The 26,383-nt window shown below is 52.4% G+C and carries 24 protein-coding genes and 1 pseudogene; 16 read left to right on the forward strand and 9 right to left on the reverse strand.

Going from position 1 to position 26,383, the window contains the following annotated elements:
- The first annotated feature begins 31 nt into the window (after positions 1-31).
- From EG028_RS20300 to EG028_RS20335, 8 genes are all read left to right on the forward strand, one after another.
- Positions 32-1,303: an MFS transporter gene (locus EG028_RS20300; RefSeq protein ID WP_206614483.1), complete on the forward strand. Its 1,272-nt coding sequence runs from the start codon at positions 32-34 to the stop codon at positions 1,301-1,303.
- Between the two features lie 69 nt (positions 1,304-1,372).
- The gene (locus EG028_RS20305; protein WP_120518158.1) at positions 1,373-1,801 is read left to right on the forward strand and encodes a DUF2846 domain-containing protein; all 429 of its coding nucleotides are present in this window, start codon (positions 1,373-1,375) and stop codon (positions 1,799-1,801) included.
- Positions 1,802-1,834: 33 nt separating this feature from the next.
- Complete coding sequence (locus EG028_RS20310; protein ID WP_120518159.1) at positions 1,835-2,521, forward strand: hypothetical protein; 687 nt, start codon at positions 1,835-1,837, stop codon at positions 2,519-2,521.
- Between the two features lie 119 nt (positions 2,522-2,640).
- On the forward strand, positions 2,641-3,084 hold the full coding sequence (locus EG028_RS20315; RefSeq protein WP_120518160.1) for a DoxX family membrane protein: 444 nt from the start codon (positions 2,641-2,643) through the stop codon (positions 3,082-3,084).
- Positions 3,085-3,142: 58 nt separating this feature from the next.
- The gene (locus EG028_RS20320) at positions 3,143-6,220 is read left to right on the forward strand and encodes a sensor histidine kinase (RefSeq protein WP_241559181.1); all 3,078 of its coding nucleotides are present in this window, start codon (positions 3,143-3,145) and stop codon (positions 6,218-6,220) included.
- A gap of 69 nt (positions 6,221-6,289) precedes the next feature.
- Entirely contained in the window at positions 6,290-6,937 is a 648-nt protein-coding gene (locus EG028_RS20325) for a response regulator (RefSeq protein WP_120518162.1), read from the forward strand.
- Between the two features lie 86 nt (positions 6,938-7,023).
- Positions 7,024-7,341 carry a cupin domain-containing protein gene (locus tag EG028_RS20330; RefSeq protein ID WP_120518163.1) on the forward strand — a complete coding sequence of 106 codons (318 nt, stop codon included), beginning with the start codon at positions 7,024-7,026 and terminating at the stop codon, positions 7,339-7,341.
- Between the two features lie 10 nt (positions 7,342-7,351).
- The gene (locus tag EG028_RS20335; RefSeq protein ID WP_162946585.1) at positions 7,352-9,574 is read left to right on the forward strand and encodes a prolyl oligopeptidase family serine peptidase; all 2,223 of its coding nucleotides are present in this window, start codon (positions 7,352-7,354) and stop codon (positions 9,572-9,574) included.
- On the opposite strand, the gene EG028_RS20340 is transcribed toward EG028_RS20335, so the two are convergent.
- Positions 9,543-10,361: a LuxR C-terminal-related transcriptional regulator gene (locus EG028_RS20340; protein ID WP_120518165.1), complete on the reverse strand. Its 819-nt coding sequence runs from the start codon at positions 10,359-10,361 to the stop codon at positions 9,543-9,545. The genes EG028_RS20335 and EG028_RS20340 overlap by 32 nt on opposite strands.
- Before the next feature lie 263 nt (positions 10,362-10,624).
- Between EG028_RS20340 and EG028_RS20345 the strand changes: the two genes are divergently transcribed.
- The 7 genes from EG028_RS20345 to EG028_RS20375 all read left to right on the forward strand — a co-directional run bounded on the left by EG028_RS20345 (position 10,625) and on the right by EG028_RS20375 (position 15,958).
- Positions 10,625-11,107, forward strand: a complete 483-nt coding sequence (locus EG028_RS20345) for an anthrone oxygenase family protein (protein WP_120518166.1) — start codon at positions 10,625-10,627, stop codon at positions 11,105-11,107.
- Positions 11,107-11,580, forward strand: a complete 474-nt coding sequence (locus tag EG028_RS20350; RefSeq protein WP_123864736.1) for a hypothetical protein — start codon at positions 11,107-11,109, stop codon at positions 11,578-11,580. Before EG028_RS20345 ends, EG028_RS20350 begins: the two co-directional genes overlap by 1 nt.
- A gap of 75 nt (positions 11,581-11,655) precedes the next feature.
- Positions 11,656-12,129, forward strand: a complete 474-nt coding sequence (locus EG028_RS20355) for a hypothetical protein (protein ID WP_120518168.1) — start codon at positions 11,656-11,658, stop codon at positions 12,127-12,129.
- Positions 12,130-12,231: 102 nt separating this feature from the next.
- Positions 12,232-12,597, forward strand: coding sequence for a hypothetical protein (locus tag EG028_RS20360; protein ID WP_120518169.1), 366 nt, complete (start codon positions 12,232-12,234; stop codon positions 12,595-12,597).
- Positions 12,594-13,568, forward strand: a complete 975-nt coding sequence (locus EG028_RS20365; protein ID WP_120518170.1) for a cytochrome-c peroxidase — start codon at positions 12,594-12,596, stop codon at positions 13,566-13,568. Before EG028_RS20360 ends, EG028_RS20365 begins: the two co-directional genes overlap by 4 nt.
- An 84-nt stretch (positions 13,569-13,652) precedes the next feature.
- Positions 13,653-14,798, forward strand: a complete 1,146-nt coding sequence (locus EG028_RS20370; RefSeq protein ID WP_120518171.1) for a serine hydrolase domain-containing protein — start codon at positions 13,653-13,655, stop codon at positions 14,796-14,798.
- Between the two features lie 284 nt (positions 14,799-15,082).
- Entirely contained in the window at positions 15,083-15,958 is an 876-nt protein-coding gene (locus EG028_RS20375) for an OmpA family protein (protein WP_120518172.1), read from the forward strand.
- A 117-nt stretch (positions 15,959-16,075) separates the two neighbouring features.
- On the opposite strand, the gene EG028_RS20380 is transcribed toward EG028_RS20375, so the two are convergent.
- Positions 16,076-16,432: a winged helix-turn-helix transcriptional regulator gene (locus tag EG028_RS20380; RefSeq protein ID WP_120518173.1), complete on the reverse strand. Its 357-nt coding sequence runs from the start codon at positions 16,430-16,432 to the stop codon at positions 16,076-16,078.
- Positions 16,433-16,520: 88 nt separating this feature from the next.
- Between EG028_RS20380 and EG028_RS20385 the strand changes: the two genes are divergently transcribed.
- Positions 16,521-17,468 (forward strand): quinone oxidoreductase family protein, encoded by a 948-nt coding sequence (locus EG028_RS20385; RefSeq protein WP_162946586.1) that lies wholly within the window; start codon positions 16,521-16,523, stop codon positions 17,466-17,468.
- 62 nt (positions 17,469-17,530) lie between these two features.
- Here EG028_RS20385 and EG028_RS20390 read toward each other — a convergent pair whose 3' ends face one another.
- From EG028_RS20390 to EG028_RS20420, 7 genes and pseudogenes are all read right to left on the reverse strand, one after another.
- A complete protein-coding gene (locus tag EG028_RS20390; protein ID WP_120518175.1) occupies positions 17,531-19,051 on the reverse strand; it encodes a TlpA disulfide reductase family protein in 1,521 nt (506 codons plus the stop codon).
- 20 nt (positions 19,052-19,071) lie between these two features.
- Positions 19,072-20,655: a RagB/SusD family nutrient uptake outer membrane protein gene (locus EG028_RS20395; RefSeq protein WP_120518176.1), complete on the reverse strand. Its 1,584-nt coding sequence runs from the start codon at positions 20,653-20,655 to the stop codon at positions 19,072-19,074.
- 17 nt (positions 20,656-20,672) lie between these two features.
- A pseudogene (locus EG028_RS20400) lies at positions 20,673-22,877 on the reverse strand (SusC/RagA family TonB-linked outer membrane protein); the annotation flags it as partial.
- 33 nt (positions 22,878-22,910) lie between these two features.
- On the reverse strand, positions 22,911-23,996 hold the full coding sequence (locus EG028_RS20405; RefSeq protein ID WP_162946587.1) for a TonB-dependent receptor plug domain-containing protein: 1,086 nt from the start codon (positions 23,994-23,996) through the stop codon (positions 22,911-22,913).
- Positions 23,997-24,241: 245 nt separating this feature from the next.
- A complete protein-coding gene (locus EG028_RS20410) occupies positions 24,242-25,225 on the reverse strand; it encodes a FecR family protein (RefSeq protein ID WP_120518179.1) in 984 nt (327 codons plus the stop codon).
- A 110-nt stretch (positions 25,226-25,335) separates the two neighbouring features.
- Positions 25,336-25,680 carry a hypothetical protein gene (locus tag EG028_RS20415; RefSeq protein ID WP_120518180.1) on the reverse strand — a complete coding sequence of 115 codons (345 nt, stop codon included), beginning with the start codon at positions 25,678-25,680 and terminating at the stop codon, positions 25,336-25,338.
- Between the two features lie 24 nt (positions 25,681-25,704).
- Positions 25,705-25,998 carry a hypothetical protein gene (locus EG028_RS20420; RefSeq protein ID WP_120518181.1) on the reverse strand — a complete coding sequence of 98 codons (294 nt, stop codon included), beginning with the start codon at positions 25,996-25,998 and terminating at the stop codon, positions 25,705-25,707.
- Between the last annotated feature and the right edge of the window lie 385 nt (positions 25,999-26,383).

The following is a 26,383-nucleotide window of genomic DNA, read 5'->3' on the forward strand; positions in this document are numbered from 1 at the left end:
GTATAAAGATACAGGCCTTTATTTAATTTTTATGGAACCGGCAGGCGCGAAAAAGGGCTTCATCTCTCTTCCCTGGAAGATGTTGCTGCTGACAATGTTTTGTTATCTGTTCTTTTACACAGGACGGCACAATTTCGGCTGGGCCTCAAAACAGCTGGCCGTTACGCTGGATATTTCTTTTGAAAAGATAGGCTGGATCAGTTTTGCCATGCTGGCGGGTTATGCGCTCGGTCAATTGATCAACGGCAACCTCGCGGACCGGCTGAGCCCCAGGCATATGATCCTCACGGGCGGCCTGCTGTCCGTAGCCGCGAATGTGCTGATCAGTTTTTCTTCTTCTTTTTCGGTGATATTGATATTGTGGGCGCTGAACGGTTATTTCCAGTCCATGGCCTGGGCGCCCGGCAGCCGGATCATTTCCAACTGGTGGCGCGATGGCAACAGGGGGCTTGCCTTTGGCCTGTATACGATGGCAGCCGGATTGTCATCGGTGGTGGCGTATGTTTTTTCGATCCTGTTGGTGAACGACAGTTGGCGCAACCTGTTCCGCATTCCCGTATTGTTTCTGGCCGCGGCGGTGCTGATCTTTTTTGTATTCGTGCGGAACACGCCATCCGGTGCAACGGCTGCCAGCGAAGAAGCGGTATTGAAACCCGGCTGGAAACAGGCTTACGCGCATGCCTTGCGGAACGGGAAGTTCCTGGTGGTTTGTCTTTCGCTGGGTTTCCAGAGTATGGCCCGGTATGCACTCATCTTCTGGATACCGCTGTATTTCCTGGACAGCGGCGTGAAGGCCTCGCCGCAATTGTGGACCAGCCTGTTGTTGCCACTGGGCATGGCCGCGGGCGCGATATCATTCGGGTTCCTCACGGACCGGTTCTTACGTTCCAATCGTATTGTTTCTATTTTTATCGGCATGGCGCTTTGCAGCATCTTATCGGCCTCTATTTATGGTATGAACCTGAAAAGCGGGCCGGCCATCGGGGTGCTCGTATTCCTGGCGGGCTTTTTTTCCTACGGCCCGCAGGCTAGTTTCTGGCCGCTTTCCCCGGAGCTGCTCGGCCACCGGTATGTAGGCACGGGCGTGGGGCTGATGAATATGACGGCGTATGTATTCGCCGCTATCGGCGAGCCGCTGATGGGGAAGATCATCGATGTGACAGGCAGCAAAGCGGTGATCTTTTTGGTGGTGGCATTCATAGCCATGCTCAGTGCGCTGACGATATTGTTCACGGGTTTATTCGGCCAACGGTCATCCCGGCACAAACCAACCGTTACCGGAAATGTTACGGCGGCTCTCTGATCCCAAATTACTTGAGTCTTCGTATTTTTGCGGCGTGATAACCCACTTCAATCAACCAAAAAAGCATACATGAAAGCACTCAGGATCGCCCTTTTGTTTTTATTCGCAGCATGTTTTGCCCCCGCTGCCCGGGCCCAGGACTCTACCGGCGCGGCGAAGGTGTATTTCGTCCGCAATACCGGTTACAACGGTATGGCCATCGCGTTTCATTGTTTCATAGACAGCGTCCGCGTTTGTGATCTCCGCAACAAACACTATTCCGTACACACCGTGCCTGCCGGGGATCATACACTGAACGTCACCTTATATGCAAAGGAAATAAAGACTCAAAAAAATACCCTGACCCTCAGCGTGGAAAAGGATAAGATCTATTACATAAAGATCCTCCCTGGAAAAACTTACAACTACGGGGGTACGTTCCAGTTGTTATCCGTAGCCGAAACCACCATCAAATCCGTGCTGGCCGATTGTAAAGAGCAGACGGACTGCCTGAAATAACAGCGAATATTTACTGACCAATACCATTTTACCATGAGGATTTTTATGTTGACCGCACTGTCCCTGTTGCTGGCCAGTCCCGTCTTTTGCCAGCGTGAAGATGTGCTGAAAGCCTATTCAAAATACAAAATAGACCAGCCGGCAGTGGATTCCCTGCATGAACACTACTTCGAACGGTACAGTTTTAACCTGAAGACTACCATCGTAACGGAAGGCACAGAAAAAGTATACCAGGCCAAACATGACCCATCGTTGCCTGCGGGTTCGCAGTGGGTGCTGGTCACGGTAAACGGCGGCAACCCTTCCCGCCTGGACCTTAATACTTTCAACAAAACGCACAGCGACAAAATACCGCCGCCCCGGCCGGATTTCAACACTTTCAAGGTGGTAAAAGACGAGGGCGGAGAACTGGTGATCAGTTACCAGTACGATCCGGCATCGCTGATACAGGACAATGATTTTATGAAGTACTGCGTGGTGAAGCTGTTCTTCAGCACACAAACCGGCCGCCTGCAAAAAATGGAATCCGAGATACATGATACATTCAAGATTAAAATGTTCAAAGCGGACCATATGAATTCGAGTGTTACTTACCAGTACGATGAAACGGAAAAACGGTACCTTCCACTGCACGAGGAAGTGTCTATCGGTTTGAAGTTGTTGGGTAGACCATTGGAGATGATCACGATCAATGATTATTCAAACTATAAAAAATCATAAATCAAAAGGCGGGAACATTTCCCGCCTTTTGATTTGCCGGTATATTATTTCTTGAACTGGATTAAGATTTTGAAACCCTTTTCCCAGGACCTTTGTAGTATCAAAAAACACCACGTCTTATGTCCTCAAAAGAAACCAAAGGGTACGAACAGTTATATGTAAGAGCAGCCCTTGCCATCACCATGTTATCCGCGGTAGCGGACCGTTTTGGCTGGGGCCCGGATACCAGCTGGGGCAACTGGGAAAATTTCCTGGTGTATTCGCGGCAGCTGACTTTTTACCTGCCCGGTTTTTTCCAGGAGCCAGCCGCCGTGATCGCTACCACGCTGGAGATCGTATTGCCGCTGTGCCTGCTGGCTGGTTTTAAAACAAAACTGGCCGCTTATGCCACAGGCTTCCTGCTGCTGGTGTTTGCCCTGTCCATGACCTTTTCCATCGGTTTCCGGTCCACATTGGCGTATTCTGTATGGGTGGGCAGTTCTGCCGGTTTTTTACTGGCGGTGCAGCAGCATTATACCTTTAGCCTGGACGGATACCTGGCACGCAACAGGAGGGCAGGATAGGGTTCCGACTTTATTTTGCTACTTTTAAGGAACAGATCACCTATTTGCTGTAAAGGCCATGCTGTTCAAAACTCCATTACTGACCCCGATCCTTTTGTGCCTGGCAGGAATGCTATGCGCGCAGCAGCCTAATTTATATTTTGAAAAACTGACCACGCAAAACGGGTTGTCGCACAACAAGGTGAACTGTTTTGTGCAGGACCGGCGCGGGTTTATGTGGATCGGCACGGAAGACGGCCTGAACCGTTATGACGGCCATTCTTTTGTGGTGTTCCGCCACGAGCCCGGCAATCCTTCTTCTGTTTCCGGCAATATCATCACCTCCCTGCTGGAAGACGAAGCAGAAGTGCTTTGGATCGCCACGGCCGATGGTGGCCTCACGCGTTATGATTACCGCCTTCCGCCGGAGCGGCAGTTCAAACAATACCGGCATTCGCGGAACGATTCCGCTTCCATTCCCGTGAATACAGTCAATACCCTGTTGCATGACGCACAAGGCTACGTCTGGCTGGGCACGGGCGGCAAAGGGGTATGGCGTTTCAACAAAACAACTGAAAAGTTTGAACAGCCCGTTACCAAAGGCACCCAGGGCATCCTCGATCTCTGTATGGACAGGAACGGCATCATCTGGGTAGGCAGGCAGGGCGGAGGACTGCTGAAGATCAACTCCCGCAACCTCAGTTTTGAAGCGGATGCACGGTACGCCGATCTTTATGCCCGGCTGCCCCATACTACCGTCACCGCCCTGTATGCGGATGGCCGGGACAATATGTGGTATGGCTCCTGGGACAAAGTGCTGTACCGCTACAATGCCCGCACAAACCACGAAGAAGTATTCCGGGAAGGCGCCGCCGGTGGTTTTGTGAACGATGAGATCATCAGTTTCGCGGAAGACAGGAACGGCTGGTTGTGGATAGGCGGCAGGCAGAAAGGGTTGCAGCTATACAACGAAAAACAAAACCGCTTTTATCACTACCGTTACAATGCCTCGCTGGAAGGCACCGTTGCGGACGACAGGATCAACAGCATTTATACGGACAAACAAGGCACGGTATGGCTGGCCACGAACAAAGGGATCAGCATCAGCCCGGTGCAGGCGCAGTTTGAACAGGTGTTTCTGCCGCCCGGCCCCGCCGATAAAAAGAGCCTGACGGTCTATGATTTTTTCAGGGAGCACAACCAAGAATTGTGGATCGGTACGGATAACGGGATATACACCTGGCAGGACAGTACGGCTTCTTTCCGGCATATCCCGCTGCAATACCAGGGCCGCCCGCTGAGTGTCACGAAGTTTTTCCGGGATACGGACGGCGCTTTTTACCTCGGTACCGATTATTCCCTGTTCCGCTTCGACACACAGCACCGCCGCCTGTCGCTGCTGCCCAATACCGGGAAAGATTCGGTGATGAACAGGATCATCGAATCACGGGTGGTGAGCATCGCCCGCGATACGATCGATCAGCACCCGGTACTGCTGGTATTGCCATACGGGCATTTCCTGGCGTATTACGACCTGGTGGAGCAACGTTGGGTATCCCGCGTGGATACGGCGAAAAAGATATTGCAGCGTTTTAACCTGAAAGACAACCTGCTGAGGAAAATATTCAAAGCCCGCAACGGCAACATCTGGCTGGCCACCGCCAAGTCGGGGCTGGGCAGCTGGGAAAAACAACCATCTCCGCGCGTCCGTTACCTGGACGGCGATCCTTCGGAGCCAGGCAGCATTCACAATAATCATGTGTACGATATCACGGAAGATGCGAAGGGCAATCTCTGGGTGAGCACCTATGGCGGCGGGTTACATTATTTCGATGTACGGACTGAAAAATTTAAACATATCGCGGGCAGCAACAACCTGCTGGAGGGCATCCAGGCAGATGAGGCAGGCAATATCTGGATGATCGGCAGCGGTGACCTTTACAAATATGATCCCGTGAAGGATGCCTGGTTTTCCTTCCGTTTGCCGGACCTGAAAAAGACAGGCGGCATCACCGGCAATATTTACAAAGACCCCGCCGGCAAAATGTATGTAACAGGCGCGGGTTATTTCATCGCATTCGATCCCGCTGCCGTGCGGGACATGCACCGTACGCCGGATATCTTTTTTACGGATCTTAAAGTATTTAACACCTCTTTCAGCCACCTGCTGAGGCAGGATAAGATCACGCTGCAGCACGACCAGAATTATTTCCGCATAGAGTTTGCCGCGCCCGATTTTTCACCGGCAGGCAACGTGCGGTACAGTTACCGGCTGGAGGGCTGGGACAAAAACTGGGTGGACAATGGCAGCCAGAACTTCGCACAGTTCTCCAACCTGGCCGGCGGCGAGTATATCTTCCAGGTAAAAGCCACGGGTGGCCCCGGGGCCAGGGAAGGGAAAACGGCTTACGTTCGCATCATCATTATCCCGCCTTTCTGGCGGCAGTGGTGGTTCTACGCAGCCGTGGCCATCCTGCTCAGCGGCGCCGTATACGGCATTTACCGGTACCGGGTCAATGAATTATTAAAACGGCAGGCTATCCGCAACAAGATCGCGCAGGACCTGCACGACAATGTAGGCTCCACCCTCAGCAGCATCGCCGTATTCAGCGAAGTGGCGCAGATCCATCACCAGCGGAAGAACGAGGACGAGCTGAGCGCGGCCATCACCCGCATCAGCGACACCGCCGGGGAAATGATCTCCGAAATGAATGATATCGTATGGGCCATCAATCCCGGGAACGACAGTATGAGCACCATCCTGCAACGGATGGAATCCTTCGCCCGCCCGCTGCTGGCCGCCAGGAACATCCGGTTTCACCTGGAGGCGGGGCAGGACGTAATGCAGCTGAACCTCGAAATGACCCGCCGCAAAAACCTGTACCTGATCTTCAAAGAATCCGTGAATAACGCCCTGAAGTACGCGGATTGTGTAAATTTGTGGGTCAGCATCCGGCTGCACCAGCATGAGCTTGAAATGACGGTGCGCGACGATGGTAAAGGTTTTGACCAGGCAACCGCCAGAACCTCCCCATCCCTGTCCGGCAACGGGCTGCGTAATATGGAAATGAGGGCCGCGGAAATGAAAGGCACCCTGATCACCAGGAGCCAGCCGGGAGAGGGGACGGTCATTCAGTTGAAATTCCCCGTTTCCTGACCGCACTCCCCGTATTCGGGGATTGTATATGTCCGCGGATAAAAGGAACTTCAGGCAACACGCAGTTTTATGAGCATACGCATTGCAATATTCGACGACAACAAAAGTATCCGCGAAAGCATCACGATGCTGTTAAAAACAGCGCCGGAGCTGGAAGTAGCGGGCTCTTTTTCCCATGTGCTGGATTGCGTGGCGGACGTGCGCGGCTGCAACCCGGATATCATTCTCATGGATATCGAAATGCCAGGCATGACGGGCATTGAAGCCCTGAAACTGATCCGGAAAGAATTCCCGCAGGTGCCGGTGCTCATGCAAACCGTTTTTGAAGATGATGACCGCGTATTTGATTCCATCTGCGCCGGTGCGTCCGGTTATATTTTAAAGAACCACCTCAACACCCGCCTTCTCGAATCCATCCGGGAGATACAATTCGGCGGTTCCCCCATGTCCCCGACCATTGCCAGGAAAGTGCTGGCAAAACTTCAGCAGATACCGCAGCATGTGCAGTCCATGCCCGCACCGGACTATCACCTTTCTCCCCGCGAAAAGGAAGTGCTCGCCTGCATCGTGGAAGGCCTGAGTTACAAGATGATTGCGGACAGGCTTACTATCAGCTATGAAACCGTGCGCAGCCACGTTAAAAAGATCTATGAAAAACTGCACGTGGCTTCCCTCACCGAAGCGGTAGCAAAAGCCATCAACCAGAAGATCGTATAAGTTCCTTCTCTTTCCTGTAGTACTAATCTACTATTGTCCGGGCTTTATGTAGTGGCTAGTTTTGATGTTTTAAAAAAAATATCATTATGAGCAATTTTATTACGCTGGACAAGCTGAAAACAAAAGACGCCCTCGAAGGGGCCACCGTTTCATTTTTCCAGACAGATTACCAGACGGTAGGGTATACCGTCATGAAAGCAGGCGCCGAAGTGCCTTTGCATCAGCATCCCCAGGAAGCGATCGATATTGTGCTGGAGGGAATGCTCCAGATGACGATCGGGGAATCTACCGGCATACTTATCCGCGGTATGACCAGTTTTGTGCCTTCCAATGTGCCCCATACGGCCAAAGCCATCACCGATTGTAAAGTGATTACTATCCTTCATCCACAACGTAAGATCTGACATGGACAACATGAAAAAATTAACCCCTGTAAAACTGATTTTATTTTTCCTCCTACTGGTTTTCAGCCAGTCTCTTCTTTATGCGCAATTCAAATACCCGGCTACCCGGCAGGAACCGGTAACGGATAATTATTTCGGTGTAAAAGTGACCGACCCTTTCAGATGGATGGAAGATATGAGCCGTCCCGAAACACAGCAATGGTTCAAAGCCCAGGGCGCGCTCACCAGCCGCTGGCTGGACAGTATCGAAGGCCGGGAAGCGCTCCGGGAGGAGATACTCCGGTTATACAATGCCGCCCGGCCCGCAAAGCTGGACAGTGACATTGAGATATACGAACGTAAAAACCGCTTCTTTTACCGGAAAGAAATACCGGGAACGCCCGTGTCCCTGATCTGCTACCGGAACGGGCGGAATGGTAAAGAAGAAGTACTGGTGGACCCCGCCGCTTTTTCCACCGGCAAAAGCATAGAGGTCGCTTATTTCCTCCCTTCCAATGACGGGAGAAAACTGGCCTTCGGCATGACGGAAAACGGCAGGGAACTGGCCGCTATCCGCATCATCGATGTGGAAACTAAAATACTCTCCCCTGAAGTGATATACCCCTCCTGGTTCGGCATCTCCGGCTGGACGCAGGACAACCGGGGTTTTCTCTATATCCGCAACGGAAGCGATAATGTGAACGACAGTAATATGCTGCTGAACACAAAAGTGATGTATCACGTAGTGGGTACTGAAGAACGCGCGGATAAAGAGATATTTTCAAGAGCAGCCTACCCGGAGCTGGGGCTGGAGCCAAGGGATATTGTGGTGGTCACCATCTCGGACGATAACCGTTACCTGACCGGCTGTGCGTTCACCGTGCTGAATGAATTTAAATCATTCATCGCGCCATCTTCCGCGCTGTTCCATCCGCATATCAGCTGGAAACCCGTCACCAGGGTAGGGGACGGGGTGAAAAGTATTCACCTGAAAGGGGATGATATCTTTTTGTTGTCTCACCGCGAGGCGGGCAATTTCCGCCTGCTGCGCACAAAAGCAGCCCATCCTGACGTATTGCATGCGGAAGTGGTGGTGCCGGAAGGAAAACAGCTATTGGACAAAGCAAGAATGGCAAAAGACTTCCTGTATCTCACCTATTCCGATGGCGTGAACAATACCCTGAAACGGTATGAGATCGCCAGCGGCAAAATATCCGATGTGCAGCTGCCCTTAAAAGGCACGGTGAACGCGGCGGTAACGGACCCTGAAGGGAACGCCTGCATCGTGGAGATGATGTCCTGGAACATGCCGCCCGTCAAATTTGACCTGGATGGGAATGGCCGTGCGCAAAGAAGCGTCTTTGAAACAAACGCCCCCGTACCGGGCAGTGAAGACGTGGTGGTGGAAGAAGTGGAAGTGCCGGGCCATGACGGCGCAATGATCCCGCTTTCGGTATTTTACAACAAAAACACCCGGAAAGACGGTACCGCGCCTTGTTTTGTAAGCGGCTACGGGAGTTATGGGATTACCATTTCGCCGTTCTTTCATCCTGCATTTTACGCCATGATGAACCATGGAGCGGTGATGGCCATTGCCCATGTGCGTGGCGGCGGGGAGAAAGGGAATAACTGGTACCAGGGCGGTTATAAATCCACGAAACCCAACACCTGGAAAGACCTGATCGCCTGTTCGGAATACCTGGTGGCGAAAGGATACACTTCCGCAAAACGGATCGTGGCGCATGGCGGCAGTGCGGGCGGCATTACTGTAGGGCGCGCCGTTACCGAACGCCCGGACCTGTTTGCGGCGGCTGTCAACGAGGTGGGGCTCAATAACATGATCCGCCTGGAGCAGGCGCCCAACGGGCCGAATAATGCCACGGAATTCGGTACGGTACAGGACAGCGTGGAATGTATGGGGCTGCTGGAGATGGATAGTTATCATCACGTCAAACCAGGGGTGGCGTACCCGGCAGTACTGTCTACCGTGGGCATGAACGATCCGCGCGTGAGCGCATGGCTCACCGGGAAGTTTGCCGCGGCCTTGCAGCAGGCATCTTCTTCAGGGAAACCGGTGCTGCTTTCCGTGAATTACGAAGCCGGGCACCGTACCAGCGATAAAGCTATCGCCGCGGCCCGGTATGCGGACATCATCTCGTTTGCCCTCTGGCAATGCGGCCACCCGGAATTCCGGTTAAAGAAAAAACACACAGCGGGTATTGTTACACCGCGGAAGACAACGGCCAGTCGTTAATATCCTTCGCGCCGGCGATAGCGGACATCTGCTCTCCCGGCGCGTTTATTTTATTCAACAGTTCAATAGCATTATTGACATGGAATTTCTGGAACAGCTTCTGCCGCATGTTTCTCACCGTATGATGACTGATGCCCAGGAAATGGGCGATCTCTTTAGTGGAAAAGCCCTGTTTCATCAGCGGCAGCAGTTCGTTTTCCCTCGGGGACAGCTGGCTTACGGCCTGTGCGGATGCGTTGTATTCCAGTATTTTTTTGCCGTCTTTGTAGGCCGTCATTTTAACACCCGTAAAAGGCGTTTCCTCGCTGATATCGCGCATCAGCATGTAATGAAGGTTCAGATCGTTTTTCAGCGGGAGCATGGCTTTTTCGTCGTGCATATGCATATAACGGCCATCCGGATGCTGCATCCGGTAGTTGAATATAAAACGGATCTTATGAAGATCTTCCGGATCTTCCTGCTGGATCAGCTCGCCGATCAGTTGCAGGCTATTGGTGAATCCTTCCACATCCGCGGGGTGCAGGCGTTTAAAAAGCCCGCCTCCATCCAGTAAACTGCTCAGCAGAGCAGGATCCAGGCCCAGCAGTTCGCCGGCATTTTCACTTACATAAAAAAAGCCTTTATGCATCAGCCTGCAGGTACAGATGACCCAGCGGGGGAATATTTTCTGGAGGTTATACAGCGTATGGATGATCTCTTCGTGGATATCATCGGCATGAATATGACCGGGAGCGGTCTGCGCGAAAATGCTGTTCGTCTTCCGCGCCAGTGTGAGTGTGGTTTGCATGGGGTATCAATTGATTCGGTGATGAACGGTTGGGGCAAATGTATCCCGATTGTTTTTCCCCGGCAATCCCCAAATCCGGGGATGTGCCGGTAGTAGAAATGTACCATTGCCCGGGGCGGCCGGCCCCAGTAATTTTGTGCCCGTAGGTTATGTAAATGTGTGTAACATACACCCATAGTAAAGATGAGCAGACCCTTTCAATCATGGCAGGGTACTTTTTGTACAGGTTGACTACCCAATTTTATCAATAAAACAAAGTAACAATGAATGAAAAATGGATCGGGTTGAGCCTCGGCTTGACCACTCTTTTAAGCGGCTTTTCCGGCGGCATCGGTTTTTTTACCGCCATGGGAGGCAACCCCGCGCTGGCCAGCCTCAGCGATCGCGGTTTCGCGGAATACTGGCAGCATATAGACAGTTTTATGGGCGCCCGGATGCCCGTGTTCGGCCCCATCCTCCTGCTATCCGTATTGGTCAGCACCATCCTGCTGTTCAGCGAATGGAGAACGGCTTCTTTCTGGCTGATGTTGTCCGCATTCCTGGCCGTAATGGGCGATGTCGTTTTCACCCTGAACGTAAATCATCCCCTGAACCAACTCATACAGGGCTGGGACCTGAACAACCTGCCCGCCAATGTGGAGGAGATAAAAATGAAAGTGGTGAAGGCCTTTAATGTGAGGATGCTGCTGATGATGGGAGCTTTTGTACTGGTAGTATTCGCTGTATGGACAAGAAAAAAGATATAATGAAAAAAGAAACGCTCAGAATGGTCATCCTGTTCCTGTTTATCGGCATGGTGTTTTTATGTTACGGTGCCGGCATGATGGATTATTTCGCCATATACGAGCCCTGGAAACTCATCGACAGCAAGGACTTCGCCGCTTTTCACCAATACCAGGGGGTACGGGTCATGAGCATCTTCGTGATCCCTTCCGCGGTGATGACCTTGCTGAATATCCTGGCTTTCCTGTTCCCGGCCCCTTATGCCAGCAGGAAGCTGCTCGGCCTGGCGCTGATCGCTTATGCATTCGACTGGATCTTCAGCTTTACCATGCAGATACCCATTCAGCTGAAACTGAGTGAAGGAAAAAATATGCAGTTGCTGGATGAACTGCTTCGCACCAACTGGTGGCGGTTTGCAGCGGATACCATACAGTTTGCGCTGGTATGTGCATTGCTCTGGCAGCTGCTGCGCAGGCTGGAGCGCAGTGGTACTTAAATACTATTCCCAACGGATTTCCGGTTATATAATTTTATGCCCTGAAAATAATGTTGATACCCCAAAAATAATGTAATGAAAAAAGAAACGTTCAGAACGGTTATCCTGTTCCTGTTTATTGGTTTGGTGTTTTATTGTTACGGCACCCGTATGATGGATTATTTCACCATCTATAAAACCTGGGAGCTGGTGGGGGAGCGGGAGTTTGCCGCTTTTCACCAGGAACAGTCTACGTGGATCATATCGGTCTTTGTGATCCCTGCCGCGGTGATGACCTTGCTGAACATCCTGGCCTTCATTTTCCCGGCCTCTTATGTCAGCCGGAAGTTGATAGGCTTTGCGCTGATCGTGTATGCATTCGACTGGATATCCAGTTTTACCACGCAGATACCCATTCAGTTTAAACTGCACGAAGGAAAAAATATGCAGTTGCTGGATGATCTGCTTCGCACAAACTGGTGGCGTTTTTCGGCGGATACCATACAGTTTGCGCTGGTATGCGTATTGCTCTGGCAGCTGCTGCGCAGGCTGGAACGCAGTAGTATTTAAATACTATTTCCAACAGCTTTTCACTCATATATTTTTGTACCCCGAAACCATGTTTATAACCCCAAATTTTATTTTTTAACAATTATCCCAAAACGAACATTTATGAAAATTTTACTGATCTCCGCGGCGGCAATGGTATTTGCGTTTATCAAAGGAGAAGACAAACTGACCGGCAGATGGGAGACCGCTCCTTCTGAAAAAGGAAATGTGACCGGCGTTGTGTTTAAGGCTGATAACACATTTGAAGGATATGTCAACAAAAAGCCTTTCGCCACCGGCAGATACACCCTGGAAAACGACCTGTTCACCTTCGTGGACAACGGTTGTGATGGCAGGCAGGGCATTTACAGGGTCATTTTCTTCAGCGGCAACGATTCCCTGCGCCTGCAGCCTGTCGCAGACAGCTGCGATCAAAGAAAAGCAGGAATGAGCAGGCTGGTAATGGGCAGGGTAAAATACCGCCCATGAAAAAGTATGCTCCATTTATAGTGATGGGCGTGCTGGTTTTTGTCACGCAGGTTTCTTTCATACAGGAGGAGCCTGCGGACAAAGCCGCGCTGGGAGAAATATTATTCTCCGACCCCATTCTTTCCCGCACCAGGACCATCAGCTGCGCCAATTGCCATCTGCCCGCCTTTGCTTTTGCGGATACCCTCCCGGTGAGCCATGGCGTGGAAGGCAGAAAAGGCGTAAGGAACACCCCCTCCGCGATGAACCTTTCCCTGCAACGCAGTTTCTTCTGGGACGGGCGTGCGAAAACACTGGAAGAACAGGCGCTGGCGCCCATCAGCAACCCGGATGAGATGGACCTGCCCCTGCCGGAGGCCATACAGCGGCTGAATGCGGACACGCGGTACAAGGCCTGGTTCAGGAAGATCTTCGGCGGGCCGCCGGACAGTGCGAACCTGGCTGCCGCCATTGCCGCATTTGAGCGTACCCTCGAAACGAGCAACAGCCCTTTCGACAACTGGAAGTTCTCAGACGATCCTTCTGCTGTGAGCGATGCGGCGAAAAGAGGGTTTGAGCTTTTTAACGGTAAAGGGAAATGTGTGAAATGTCATTTCGGGGCAGACTTCACCGCACAGGAATTCCGGAACATCGGTTTGTTCAACGCCCGGGAATTAAATGACAGCGGGCGCGCCATTGTTGTGGGAAATAAAGAAGAGACCGGGAAATTCAAAACCCCGGGCCTGCGCAATGTAGCGGTCACAGCGCCGTATATGCACAATGGCATGTTTAAGGAACTGGGCGAGGTGATCAATTTTTATAACGAGCCGGATAAATTTGTCACAAAGGCCATTGGCCGGGATACCATATTGCTCCGGCCGCTGGGACTAAGTGAAGAGGAAAAAAAGGACCTCCTGGCTTTCCTGGTGTCATTGACGGATAAAAAGTTTGAGCAGGCCGCCCTTCGTTCATTCAATCCCCGCATCCGTTAATCCTTCTCCTGTTTTCATAAATCAGCCGCTCCATGCCCCGCCTCCGGAATATACTTTTGAGCCATCAAACCAAAAAACTGATTTATGAAAACATTAACCCCGGTAAAATTCTGCGCTGCCGTATTATTCACGGCAGGCATCGGCCTCACTTCATGCGAACAGTTCGAGCTGCCGCTGCCCATCAAATCAAATGACAAAGTATTTAAAACGGAGATCTTCAAAAAGAAACTCCAGGAAAGCCTCCAGGGCGCCCGTGGTTACCAGTTTGTGATCACGCACAAAGGCCAGGTGGCGGACACTGCCGCTTACGGTATCGGTTCCACCAGCGGCATGGCGGCTGATGTAAACGGGTTTGTGAACATTGCCAGCGTTACCAAAACGCTCACGGCGGTTACTGTCCTCAAGTACCTGGATGCCTTTACGATCGATGACAAGATTGGCCCCTGGTTGCCTTCTTCCTGGAGCAAACATTCGCACATTGCAAACCTCACTTTCAAACAATTGCTTACGCACAAATCCGGCATACGCGGCGGCAATACCAGCTGGAGCACGCTCATGTCCGTAGTGGGTTCCAAGATCGATTCCCCCAAAACCTATTCGTATTCCAACATTAATTTCGCGTTGTTCAGGGCGATGATCCCCAAGCTGCATGATTCCATCACGTTGAGGGAGAAGGAAAAAACACTGTCTGCCGTCGAATTCCGGAGGTGGATGAGCAGCGAATACATCCGCCTGGTAAATGCGCATATCATTATGAAAGCAGGTGGTAGCGAGCGTGGCTGCGCTCCTGTGAAAGGCCGCACCTTACAGATGATGAACGAAGCGCCTTCACGCCTGGATGGAGCAGGGCACGATGACTGGACGGAATTATGCGGTGGTGGCGGTTTTGTGCTCACCACTATGGATATGTCCCGCATCATCACTTATCTTGCGGAGAAGGAAACGTACATTTCCGCGAATAAAAAACTGCTGATGGATACCTACCGCCTCGGCTGGGTGGCGTCATATGATGTATACGGCGGTAAAGCCTTTGCGCACGACGGCGCCCTGTATATGGAGAGGAACGGCAAAGACAGCCTGAATGTGGGCGACATCGGGCTGCAAACCCTTATTGTGAAGCTGCCGGCCCGTGTGCAGCTGGCAGTATCCGTCAACTCTGTGGACAGCACCTGGCGTGGCATCCACGGCATGGTGAGAAATGCATACAATGCCTCATGGGTGAAAGAATAAAACATCTTCCATAAAAACCAAAAGGCCTGCAATGTTGCAGGCCTTTTGGTTTAATTCCCTTCCTCCATACCCCGCTACGAAGTATAACTGATTTTAATCAGTTTTGGCTTAAAACGGGCTTATTCCGGTTTCCCGGGGATCATATGCAGATGTCCGACTGCGGCGGTTTTCATTGATCTTAAGTCCCTAAATATGTTATAACCTTTTTTTGATGGCACAACCTTTGCACAGGAGGGGTTGTTATCGTATAAGTAACGATATGTTTTATATTAAATAACTAGTATATGAAGATACAATTGTTATCATCGGCCATGGCGGCCATGGTTATTTTAGGCACGGGCTGCGTGAGCAACAAAAAGTTCGCACAGCTGCAGACCAGTTACAGTGATTTACAGAACCAGAACAGGGAGCTGGATGGTAAATACCAGGCAGCCCAAAGAGATCTTACCGGCGCAAACACAAGAGTAAAAAGCCTGGAAGAACAGATCGCCTCCCAACGTACCGGTCTCGCCGCATTACAGGCCGCCCTGGACAAATGCCTGAACTCCACCAGCCAGGGGAACGTAAATATTTCCAAACTGGTGGATGAGATCAATGCATCCAACAAATACATCCAGCACCTGGTGAACACCAAGAACAAAAGCGATTCGCTCAACATGGTGCTGACCAACAACCTCACGCGTTCACTCAGCAGGGAAGAACTGCGTGATGTGGATGTGCAGGTGCTGAAAGGCGTAGTGTACATTTCGCTTTCGGATAACATGCTGTACAAATCCGGTAGTTACGAGATCTCCCCGGCAGCCGGCGAAACGCTCAGCAAGATCGCGAAGATCATCAAAGACTACAGGGATTATGATGTGCTGATTGAAGGTAACACGGACAACGTGCCCATTTCACAGAAAAACATCCGGAACAACTGGGACCTGAGCGCACTCCGTGCATCATCGGTAGTGCAGTCCCTGCAAAACGAATACGGTGTTGATCCCAAACGCCTCACCGCAGGCGGCAGGGGCGAATACAACCCGGTGGCTTCCAACGACAGCGATGCGGGTAAGACCAAGAACAGGCGTACACAGATCATCATCACGCCTAAACTGGATCAGTTCATGGAGCTGATAGAAAAAGCGCCTGATACGGATAGCACCAGCGCAGTAAAATAGACGGTGACCATAAAATTCAGAACGGGGCAGATCTTCTATTGAAGGTCTGCCTTTTTTTATGTGATATCAGTTCCTGAACGCAGCATCTAAATATTGCAGGTTGTTATCCAGTGAATTTTATTGTTCTTTGATCACCTTCCGGTGCAGTATCCCGAATTCCAGTATCCCGTTGATCACATCCCACATGGAATGCGCGTGCGCCGTGAGCGTATAGGACACGGTCACGGGTTTTGTTTTGTTCACCGTACGTGTCACCAGCAGGTTCATTTCCAGTTCCTGGAGATCTTTTGTCAGCACTTTCGGGGTAATGCCTGCCAGGTTTTCCTGCAGGTCTTTGAAGCGCAGGCTGCCATAGTGTAAAAGCTGCAGCAGGATATTCACCTTCCATTTCCCACCGAGAATGTCCATCGCATCGTGTAATGCCAGCTTTCTTTCTTTGCAGGAATACGTATTGTTGGTACAAACGGGTAACATCAGTATGCATTTAGTTTACTTTCCTCAAGGTAAGGCATAAGGGCAAAACAGGAAAATGAAATCATCTTTGAGGCCTAAAAAAACAAATATGAAAACGATCATGCTGACCGGCCGCGGCGGCCCTGAAGTACTGGAAATGACGGATACGGTAAAACCCTCCCCACAGGCGGGCGAGCTGCTGGTGCGCGTATCGGCGATAGGGATCAATTACGCCAATGTACTGATCCGGCAGGGGGTGTATATGGGAGATCATCCTTTGCCGTTTGTGATGATGGCGGAGCTTGAAGGTGTCATAGAAGCGGTGGGAGAGGGCGTTACAGGCATGAAACCCGGGCAGCGGGTAACGGGCGTTGCCGCCCGGGGATACGCGGAGTATGCCACGCTCCGCGCGGATGAAACATACCTGCTGCCGGACGATCTGCCGCATGGGCAGGGCTTGCTGGCACAAGGACTTACAGCCCGGTATCTGCTGGCACAGGCACAGGGATATCGATCGGTGCTGATCACCGCCGCGGCGGGGGGAGTCGGTTCTTTCGCCATCCAGCTGGCAAAGCAGGAAGGCGCCACCAATGTGATCGGCCTGGTGGGAGATAAAAGCAAGATCGGTTTTGTGAATTCTTTAGGGGCGGATCATTGTTTCAGTTACCTGGAGGAAGGCTGGCAGCAGTTGGTCTCGCAAGCCACCGGCGGCACCGGCACGGACCTTATCCTGGACGCTATCGGTGGGGATATAAGTACCGCGCTGCTGCCACAGCTCTCCACAAACGGCACCATGATAACGTACGGCAATACTTCCGGTAAACCTGTACAGGTAGACGGTAACCTGCTCAGCTTTAAGGCCGGCCGCATCAAAGGCGCTTCCATCATGAATGCCTCCCGTGAAGACCAGCGGGAATGGTTCTATAAAATGATCGGCCAGCTGAAGAAAGGTGAACTGAAAACCACCCTGACCTTTTTCCCTTTCGAAAAGGCCGTGGAAGCCTACCGCGCCATAGACAGCAGGATAGCGACGGGCAAGATCGTACTTAGCCTGTAGTGAAATAAAAAAGAGAGCAGCCTTCGCCGCTCTCTTTCACTGGTTGGTTTTTGATATTGGTATTAACTGGTCTTTTTAGTCAGCATCGATTCGATCATCAGTTCCAGCATACGTTCGTTATCTCCATGGATCATGAAGTTGGAATAAATGATCCGCCCGTCCTGGTCGATGAGGTAATTGGTGGGCGCACCGGGTGAGGGCAGGTTGCCTTTGTCGCGTTTCACATCTTCGCCAAGCGGGGTAAAACTGTAGCCGCTGCTTTTCAGGAACGGGATCACATACGGGTCCTGGTCGCGGAAGATATTAATGCCGAGATATACCACGTCCTTCCCTTTAAATTTTTTCAGCACGTTCTCAAAGTGCGGGAACTCTCCACGGCAGGGGCCGCAGCCGGGGAACCAGTAGGTGAGCAGGATCACTTTGCCTTTGTAATCGGAAAGGGAGATCTTGTTGCTGGTGAAATAACCGTCCAGCGTAAAGGGGGTGGCCTGTTTGGCTTTCTGGTCACGCAGCGTCCAGAGGTCGCTTTGTACGGTTTCTTTGTTTTTGCCCAGTTTGGAAGCATATCCGTTCAGCGCGTCGCCGATCTTGTCCGAAGGTTTGCTGGCCTGGAATTTCAGCAGGCTGTCATATGCGGCCTGGCTACGGCCGGCGGCAGCATTGAGTGAAGCTTTCAGCAGGGCGATCTCTTCAGCGGCTACGGCGTCGCGGCGGGTGTTGAGTCCTTCCAGCAGGCTGATGGCTTTGCCCGGTTGCGCCCTGAGGGCTTTTGCTTCTTTGAATTTCTGCGCTACGAGCTGGCGGCGTGTCCATTCTGCTTTTTCGGCGTCTTCGGCGCCCGGCAGGTTTTTCATGCGTTCGGTCAGCTTCAGTGCTTTTTCGATGTCTTTCGGGAAGAGCAGTTCGTAGTAATAGTCCATGCCCCATTTGCTCCAGTTATATTTTTCCGGAGGGAAGTCTGTAGCCATCATCTCCGCGTATTTCATCTTTTTGGCGGGGTCTTTCAGGCGGAAGGCGAGCCAGTACAGGGCCTGGCCGGTGCGCTGACTTTCAGGAAAACGTTTGGTGATCTCCAGGCTCAGTTTTTCATACTTCGCCGGATCGCTGTCATCAAATTTCATAGCATAATAAAATGCATAGTTGGGATCTTCCGGCGCGGCTTCCATGGCTTTGGCAAGGAATTCCGTGGCTTTGTCAAACTCGCCCCAGCGTTCCGCGTCGGTGCTCAGGTCCATCCAGGCATCAGCGCGTGTAGGATTGCGTTTTACTGTTTCCAGCAGGTAAGGCCTGGCTTTCGGGTTTTCATGATTGCAAAGGGCCTCACCGATCGCGAAGGGGATCACATCGGATTTGGGATATTCTTTGATCCATGCGTCGTATTGCGCCTGAACTGTTTCTTCCGTAGCGCCCGCGGCTTTGATGTAGGCTTTGTGCGCGTCCACATTTTCAGGTTTTGCCACTACGGCGGCTTTCAGTTTGCTAATCTCTTCGGGGGAAGCAGGTTCGGGTTTCCGGGCCTGGCCCATCACGGCGGATGCGCCGAGGATAATGAAGGAAACGAATGGGATGATATATTTTTTCATGATCTGAATTTTAAATGTGATTAGTTCCAGTTTGGATTTTGTTCCAGCGGTGTGCCGGCCGGGTATTTGTTGATCTCCGAAAGCGGGATGGGGAAGAGGTACATCTTCGGCTGGAAGAACCTTGTTTCCACATCAAAGCGGGTATAAGTGCGGCCTTCGGGTTTGTCCTGTATGTCCACCCCGGTTATTTTCACGCCGATCTTTTGCGGGCCTTCGTTCCAGCGTTTGATGTCGAACCAGCGCTGGCCTTCAAAGGCAAGCTCCACAAATCTTTCATTTTGCAGGCTGGTAAAGGTGAAGTCTGCTGCTTCTATTTCCGGCATTTTGGCGCGGGTGCGCAGTTTGTTCACGTACGTGCGCGCTTCTTCTTTTTCGCCCAGGTTCCATTTGGCTTCCGCATACACCAGGTATATTTCAGCGAGGCGTATCACGGGGCAGTTCTGGAAATTGGCGTTGTTGTTATTCACTTTGGTGTCAAACTTCGGGTTGAGGAACTTGCGCAGGAAATACCCGGTAGGCGAGGAGCCTGAGCCGGACGCGCGGTTGAACTTGCTGCCTTTTTTCATGTCCACCGTTTCGTTCATCCACTGGTAGCCGTCGTACAGCACGGTGGCGTAAAAGCGCGGGTCGCGGTTGTCGTAGGGTTTGGCCGCGTTGTATAGCGGCGACTGGTCCCAGGCCAGCCCGTCCTTCATTTTAAAAGCATCCACCAGGTTCTGCGTGGGGCAGGTGATGGCGCTGGAGAAACCGGTGAAGAAGGGTGAGTTCTCGTAAGTGTCCAGCGAGTGCGTCTGCCCGCTGATGCCGCTGGCGTATTGTTTGTCGAAGATGATCTCGGTGTTGTTGTCGTTCTCCGGATTAAAGAGCGTGAGGAAATCCCCGAACAGGATATACTTTTTACTGTCTATTACTGCCCATGCGGCGGCCGCGGCTTCGGTATCGCGGTGCTGGTTCAGCAGGAAACGGCTTTTCAGGGCTATTGCCGCCCAGGAGGTGGCACGGCCGAGATTGGCGGAGTTGTAGGAGGGCGGAAGGAGGCTGGCGGCTTTATCGAGGTCCGCGAGAATAAATTTCACGCAGTCTTCGTCTTTGGCCCGGGGAATAGTGGTTTCGTCCTCAAGGCTCAGCACTTTGTCGATGATCGGAAAGCGGCCGAAACGGTCGTATAACTGCATGTAGGCCAGCGCGCGCAGGAAATACGCTTCGCCGGTCATGCGTGTCCGCAGCGCGTCCGAAAGAGGGGCTTCCGGCACCCTTTCCAGCAGGGTGTTGCATTTGCGTGCCTGGGTGTAGCAGCCGGTCCAGTAGGGGCTATACACATTGTCTGAGGGGCCGTATTGCCCGCTGTTGATCTGTTGCGACAAGTGAAAGGTGCGGGCGCTTTCGCCTTCGTCCGTAATACAGGCCATCAGCCAGTCACCGCCTTCGTCGTAAGTACTGCGGATGCCTGCGTAGATGTTGCCTACGTAGAGATTGATCAGGGTGCTGTCTTTCCAGACGTTCTGCTCGCTGTATTTGTCCAGCGGGCCGCGGTCCAGCAGGTCCGTGGAGCAGGAGGCGGCAAAAACGGAAAAGGTGAGTATGGAGAAGAAGATTTTTTGCATGTAACTGTTTTTTTAGATCAGAACTTCACGTTGATGCCCGCATTGTAATACCGCATCAGCGGGTAAGCCACGGATGAGGATGCTTCCGGATCGGTGTATTTATACGATGAGAAGGTGAGCAGGTTCAGGCCGCTTACGAAGAAACGAACCTGTGATATGCCCGCGGGCTGAAGGATGCTTCTCGGCAGGCTGTAGGCCAGCTCAAGGTTTTTCAGTCTCAGGTACGACGTGTTGCGCAGCCAGTAGGTAGAGTTCTGTGAATTGTTTTGATTGTTGATCCACAAACGGGGGAATGAAGCGTCCCTGTTCTCCGGCGTCCAACGGTCCAGGTGCTGCTCGGCGGGCACGCCGTCTCCAGCGAAGGGCCATGCGATGGTGCCGCGGAAATGTGTTTCCACATTGGCGGCGCCCTGCCACAGCAGGTTCAGTTCAATCCCTTTCCATTCCACGCCCATATCCGCGCCCATCAGGATATTCGGATAGGGGCCTTTGCTGATCAGTGACATGTCCGCCGGGGTGATCTTGTTATCCCCGTTGAGGTCCACATAACGGATGTCACCGGGTTTTACATTGGGATACAAAGGTGTAGGCCCGGCTTTGATCTCATCTTCAGACTGGTAAAGCCCATCTGCCTGGTAACCGGTCACCGCGCTGAACCCCACGCTGCGGCCCGCGAGGCGCTGCCATTCGGGTACGGAGGTGGCCTGTGCGTACTTCAGCACTTTGTTCCGCAGGAAGGTGGCATTCGGGCGTACGCGCCAGGAGATATTCTTGCGGCGGTCCGAGTATCCCAGCTGGATCTCCACGCCACGGTTCTGCACTTCCGCCGCGTTCTGCGGGGGCAGCGTGATGCCGAGGGTGGAAGCTACCACCTGCGTGGGCGGTATCAGGATGTCCACGGTATGTTTGGTAAAATAATCCGCTTCCAGCGTCAGGCGGTTTTTCCAGAAGGTGGCTTCTATACCGATGTTGCCGATGCGCGTTTTTTCCCAGGTAAAATCAGGATTGGGCAGCACGCTTTCCTGCAGCCCGGAAATGTATTGCGGCGTGGTACCGCCGAAGCTGTACCCGTTGGTGGTCTGTACGAGGTTGTAAGTTGCCAGGAACTGGTAAGGGTTCACGGCATCGTTGCCGGCCAGCCCGTACGATCCGCGTATCTTGAGGGAAGGGATGAAAGGCGCGGCCCGTTTGAAGAACGGCTCGTCGGATATACGCCAGCCGAGTGCCAGCGAGGGGAAAAACCCGTACTGGTGCCCGGGAGGGAAGATGTTAGAGCCGTCGTAACGGAAGTTGAATTCCATCAGGTAACGCGCCTTGTAATTGTATCCCAGGCGGCCTACATAACCGATGCGGCCGCGTTGGGTGGCGTTGCCGGTGTTGGTAGCCTGGGTGCGGTCGCCAAGGTCCAGCTGGTCCAGTGCGGAGGAGGAGAAGTTAGTCCTTCCGGCGGAGAGGTTGTCTCCCTGGTCGTCCGTACGGTTAAACAGCGCGAGCGCGGATATCTCATGATCGCCAAAACTCCGTTGGTATGCCAGTGAAAACTCCGCCACCAGGGTCTGGTACTGGGTGTAGGTTTCCGTCAGCTCGGGTTTGGAAGGGAAGGTGTTCGCCGGTGAATAGTTGCCCGCCGCGTCGCGGATAAAGGCGGCGTAGGGCGTCAGCCAGCGTTTGCCAAAGGTGTTCTGTTTATCGTAAGCGAGCAGGCCCTTGGCGGACAGCCCTTTGATGAAAGGCACGTCATATTGCAGGGACACGTTGCCGATGAACACATTGTTCGTGGTGGTACGCGTACCGTTGTCACCGCGCGCCATCAGGTACATGTTCCCGCGTGCCTGCGGGATGTAGTTGTACAGCCCGTTGGAGAACTGGTTGGGGTAAATACGCGGGCTTTCCATGGCGAACTGGATCACGTAATCGGAGTTGAAGCTGCCCATGTCCCGCGCTTTGGAGGCCATGCCGCTGCTCTGGATATTGAAGGTGAAGTTTTTGCCCACTTTCGATTCCAGGTTCAGGCGGAAGTTGTAGCGGTTGAATTTCGCGAGGTCGAACAGGCCGCCTTCGTAAGCATAACCCGCGGACGCGAAATAACGTGTCTTTTCAGCGCCGCCGCTTACGGAGAGATTATGCTGCGTCTGCATGGCGTGATCGTTCAGGATCTCACTGTACCAGTCGGTATTGGCGTACACGTCCGGCTCGGAGCCGTCTTTGAACTTTTGCAGTTCAGCGTCTGTAAAACCCCTGCCCGCGGTGGGATTCTAATTGTCTTCGTTTTTATACGCTTCGTTCTGCAGCACGGCATAATCGTAGGAATCGAGAATGTCGTACAACCGGGTAGGGCGCTGCATCACCACGCTGCTGTTCAGCGAGATGGTGGGCGCGCCGCGCATGCCTTTTTTGGTGGTCACGAGGATGACGCCATTGGCCGCCCTGGCGCCATATACCGCGCTGGCGGAGGCGTCTTTCAGAACGGAGATGGTTTCGATCTCGTTCGGGTCCAGGTTGTCCAGCCCGCGGCCGGGAATGCCGTCCACCACTACTAGCGGCGAGAGGCTGTTCAGCGGCGGCCCGCTGTTGATCGTGCTGAAACCGCGGATGTAAAGGGCGGAGCCTCTGCCGGGGCCGCCCGCGCTTTTCACGGCCATCAGCCCGGGCACGCGGCCGGCCAATGCGTCCGATGCGTTTACGACGGGCGAGCGTTGTATCTCTTTGGCGTCGATGGTGCCGATGGCGCCCACCACGTTGCGTTTGCGCTGTTCGCCGTAACCCACCACGATCACTTCCCTCAGCTCCGCATTGTCTTCATGCAGCACCACGCGCAATGGCCCGTTCCCTACGGTCACTTCCTGCGACACATACCCCAGGAAAGAGAACTGGAGCACATCACCCGGTGCGCAGCGGATGATGAAGTCGCCGTCCTTGTCGGACACGGCGCCGGCGCGTTTCCCTTTCACGCGGATGCTAACGCCCGGGAGGATCTCTCCCCGGGGGCTGCGCACCGTACCGCGCACATTCTGGTCCTGCATCACGATCACCTGCTGCAACGGGGCGTAGATAACAATACTGTTGTCCATCTCGCGGAAAGCCAGCGGTGTGGCGGCAAAGAGGCCGGACAGGATACTGCCCAGGTTTTGCCGGTCGAAATGTTTTTCGCTTATACTGAACTGTTTCAGTTCTTCCGGATTATAGGCGAACTCCACCCCGGTCAGCTGCCTGATCTTGCGGATGCAGGTTTCGAGGGTTTCGTTGCGGAAAGAAACCGAATATTGTTCCTTTTCCAGCAACTGGCCTTTGCTGCTGGCGGAAGCCAGCATGGCCGTAGCAAAAAGAAGAGATGTTAGCATCACTACCCGCATAAACTTGATAATTAACGTTAATGGCGGTTTTTTCATAAATTTGTTTGTTACGGTTTTTGTTGTTAAACAATAAAATACCAGCCGGTGCACCGCCTGCAAGTTTACCAGACCAAGGCAGTGTAACCGGAATAACGATCCGGTGCCCGTTTTTGCGGGCACTTTTTTATTTCAACAATTATGCGTGTGGAATCAATAAGCAGCCATGGCTGCGTCTGTTACTATGTCTAATTTTTTTATATGCTGCCGCATCCGGCGCCGTAAATCAATATACCTTCTGGTGTGACTTTATATTCAAAATGGTTGATCAGTTTCAGTTTATCAAGTATTTCCGGCAATGGACGGCCGGTATTGATACTGATGGTATTCATGCAGGTTTTCAGCCGCTCTTCCGCAAAGCTGAAACGTACGTTATAAATGCTTTCGAGCAGTAGTACCAGTTCCCCGGTGGATACATTGTCCAGGTCCAGCGAGCGGGCCTGCCATCCTTCACGGGCCAGCGCGGACTGTGGCGTGGCTACAAGGGTGTCCGCCTGTTTCACCGCGGGCGCTGTGCCCAGGGGTTTAAATGCAGCGGATTCCTGCCGGGTGAGTACCACGGGAGGCTGACTGTTCCCTTCCACCTGCACTTTACCCGTGATCACGGTTACTTCCACGGCTTCGTCCGGCAGGCCGGCGTTGACGCGGAAAGAGGTGCCTAGCACACGGGTGCGTGTACCGCGCGCTTCCACGGTAAAAGGATGCCGATCGTCCTGCCGGATATCAAAAAAAGCTTCTCCCTGTTCCAGCAGCACATGACGGCCGTCCGCAAACCCGGGCTCAAAACGCAGGCTGGCGCCGCTGCTCAGCCATACGCGGGAGCCGTCCGGCAGGGACAGCGGGATGATCTTTCCCGCGGCCGCGGTGAATTGCCGGTGGCCTGTATCATCGGCCGGCCGGTTGAACCACAGGATGGCCGCCGCAAATAAAAACACGGCCGCCGCCGCTGCCGCCCAGCCGATATAACGCCGGATCGGCCTGCGCGCCTTTACGGGGCTGCCGGTACGGGCCGCAATCTTTTCCCAGAGCCGGTCTCCCTGCTGCGGGCGCACGGTATCACCGGGAGGGGGCTGCAGTTGGAGGGAAGCATACCATTGTTCCACAATGGCTATTTCCTCCGGGGCGCAGTTGCCATCGGCGTACTTTTTTAATAATTGTGCTATGTGTTCTTGCGTATCCAAAACCAGCTTTATAGATATGACACTTCAAACAGGCCGGTATACTAGATGGCGGGAAAATATTTTTTGGAGGGGCAATGCCTGTCTATCCGGCCGGAACTATCATCACGATATTATTCCCCCGTCGCTGCATCAGGCGATCTCACAATTTTATAGGCGGAGGAAATGGAAGCCCAGAGAGTGGTTATACACAACAGGAATGTCAACAGGCCGGCAAAACTGATATACTTCCCACATCCCGCCAGTTTTGTCATTAACATTAATGCCGGGGGATCGGGGTCAAATACATAATAACAGAAGTATATAGCCGCAGGAATATTACTTCCTGCCACAAATGTAGCGGCAAGACTACCTATATCAGACTTGTCACAGCGTTTTTGCCGGATGAGTATTAACAAAAAGACCAGGATGGTAGTAGTAAGTCCGGTAGCAACGGAGAATTGATCAAGGTTTTGCATAGGCTGGTTTGGTACTGAATGCGCTTATAAGGGCCGTCTTGGCTTTTTCCTGTCACTGTAATAACCTATCCATGCTCCGGCTGCGAGAGAAACTATCAGCAAAACAAGGCTAAGTGATTTAACAAGGAAGGCATCACTGACATTGGCTGTAATGTAAGGCCCGATAAAGGAATCGGCAAGACCCGCGCAGCCGGTACCTGTAACGGCCATTGTAGTTACTTTTTTAAACCTTTCCAGGCTGCGTAATGCTGATCTGTCATAATCTTCGTGTTTGACTTCAGGTTCCTTACGTGGCTTCGAAACATAAATTCCGGGCATAACAAATAAATTTTATGGTGTTAACAATCGCAATTTATTATATACAGGTAATAACTTTTGAAAATTATATTTTTAATGGATAATGTATTGATTATAATTTAATTGGGTGCCGCCTTGTTAGAAGCGTCGTTGTAAAAAGGTCGTCATTGCGAGGAGCAGCGGGGGATCTGTGAAGGAGCCGCGACGAAGCAATCTCCATATCCCGGCGTACATCCATTCGCTGGAGGAGATTGCTTCGTCGCCCCACCCACTTTAGCGCTGCTGCTCCTCGCAATGAACTGTGTTTAAAAACAACTATTATTTAGATAATTTTTATCATATACTGTATGGGTAGTGGCTATTGCAAAGGCTTGTTTAATCAGTTTATTGGCTACTGCTATAAGCG

The organism is Chitinophaga barathri (assembly GCF_003807585.1).
Lineage (GTDB): Bacteria > Bacteroidota > Bacteroidia > Chitinophagales > Chitinophagaceae > Chitinophaga > Chitinophaga barathri.

Bases quoted from the DNA above. Each gene is read 5' to 3' on its own strand.
- EG028_RS20375 (WP_120518172.1), top strand. From the start codon at position 15,083: ATGAAGATACAATTGTTATCATCGGCCATGGCGGCCATGGTTATTTTA.
- EG028_RS20355 (WP_120518168.1), top strand. From the start codon at position 11,656: ATGAAAAAAGAAACGTTCAGAACGGTTATCCTGTTCCTGTTTATTGGT.
- EG028_RS20305 (WP_120518158.1), top strand. From the start codon at position 1,373: ATGAAAGCACTCAGGATCGCCCTTTTGTTTTTATTCGCAGCATGTTTT.
- EG028_RS20335 (WP_162946585.1), top strand. From the start codon at position 7,352: ATGAAAAAATTAACCCCTGTAAAACTGATTTTATTTTTCCTCCTACTG.
- EG028_RS20315 (WP_120518160.1), top strand. From the start codon at position 2,641: ATGTCCTCAAAAGAAACCAAAGGGTACGAACAGTTATATGTAAGAGCA.
- EG028_RS20380 (WP_120518173.1), bottom strand. From the start codon at position 16,432: ATGTTACCCGTTTGTACCAACAATACGTATTCCTGCAAAGAAAGAAAG.
- EG028_RS20325 (WP_120518162.1), top strand. From the start codon at position 6,290: ATGAGCATACGCATTGCAATATTCGACGACAACAAAAGTATCCGCGAA.
- EG028_RS20360 (WP_120518169.1), top strand. From the start codon at position 12,232: ATGAAAATTTTACTGATCTCCGCGGCGGCAATGGTATTTGCGTTTATC.
- EG028_RS20370 (WP_120518171.1), top strand. From the start codon at position 13,653: ATGAAAACATTAACCCCGGTAAAATTCTGCGCTGCCGTATTATTCACG.
- EG028_RS20390 (WP_120518175.1), bottom strand. From the start codon at position 19,051: ATGAAAAAATATATCATCCCATTCGTTTCCTTCATTATCCTCGGCGCA.
- EG028_RS20405 (WP_162946587.1), bottom strand. From the start codon at position 23,996: ATGCTAACATCTCTTCTTTTTGCTACGGCCATGCTGGCTTCCGCCAGC.
- EG028_RS20365 (WP_120518170.1), top strand. From the start codon at position 12,594: ATGAAAAAGTATGCTCCATTTATAGTGATGGGCGTGCTGGTTTTTGTC.
- EG028_RS20420 (WP_120518181.1), bottom strand. From the start codon at position 25,998: ATGCCCGGAATTTATGTTTCGAAGCCACGTAAGGAACCTGAAGTCAAA.
- EG028_RS20385 (WP_162946586.1), top strand. From the start codon at position 16,521: ATGAAAACGATCATGCTGACCGGCCGCGGCGGCCCTGAAGTACTGGAA.
- EG028_RS20310 (WP_120518159.1), top strand. From the start codon at position 1,835: ATGAGGATTTTTATGTTGACCGCACTGTCCCTGTTGCTGGCCAGTCCC.
- EG028_RS20350 (WP_123864736.1), top strand. From the start codon at position 11,107: ATGAAAAAAGAAACGCTCAGAATGGTCATCCTGTTCCTGTTTATCGGC.
- EG028_RS20300 (WP_206614483.1), top strand. From the start codon at position 32: ATGGAACCGGCAGGCGCGAAAAAGGGCTTCATCTCTCTTCCCTGGAAG.
- EG028_RS20345 (WP_120518166.1), top strand. From the start codon at position 10,625: ATGAATGAAAAATGGATCGGGTTGAGCCTCGGCTTGACCACTCTTTTA.
- EG028_RS20415 (WP_120518180.1), bottom strand. From the start codon at position 25,680: ATGCAAAACCTTGATCAATTCTCCGTTGCTACCGGACTTACTACTACC.
- EG028_RS20320 (WP_241559181.1), top strand. From the start codon at position 3,143: ATGCTGTTCAAAACTCCATTACTGACCCCGATCCTTTTGTGCCTGGCA.
- EG028_RS20340 (WP_120518165.1), bottom strand. From the start codon at position 10,361: ATGCAAACCACACTCACACTGGCGCGGAAGACGAACAGCATTTTCGCG.
- EG028_RS20330 (WP_120518163.1), top strand. From the start codon at position 7,024: ATGAGCAATTTTATTACGCTGGACAAGCTGAAAACAAAAGACGCCCTC.
- EG028_RS20395 (WP_120518176.1), bottom strand. From the start codon at position 20,655: ATGCAAAAAATCTTCTTCTCCATACTCACCTTTTCCGTTTTTGCCGCC.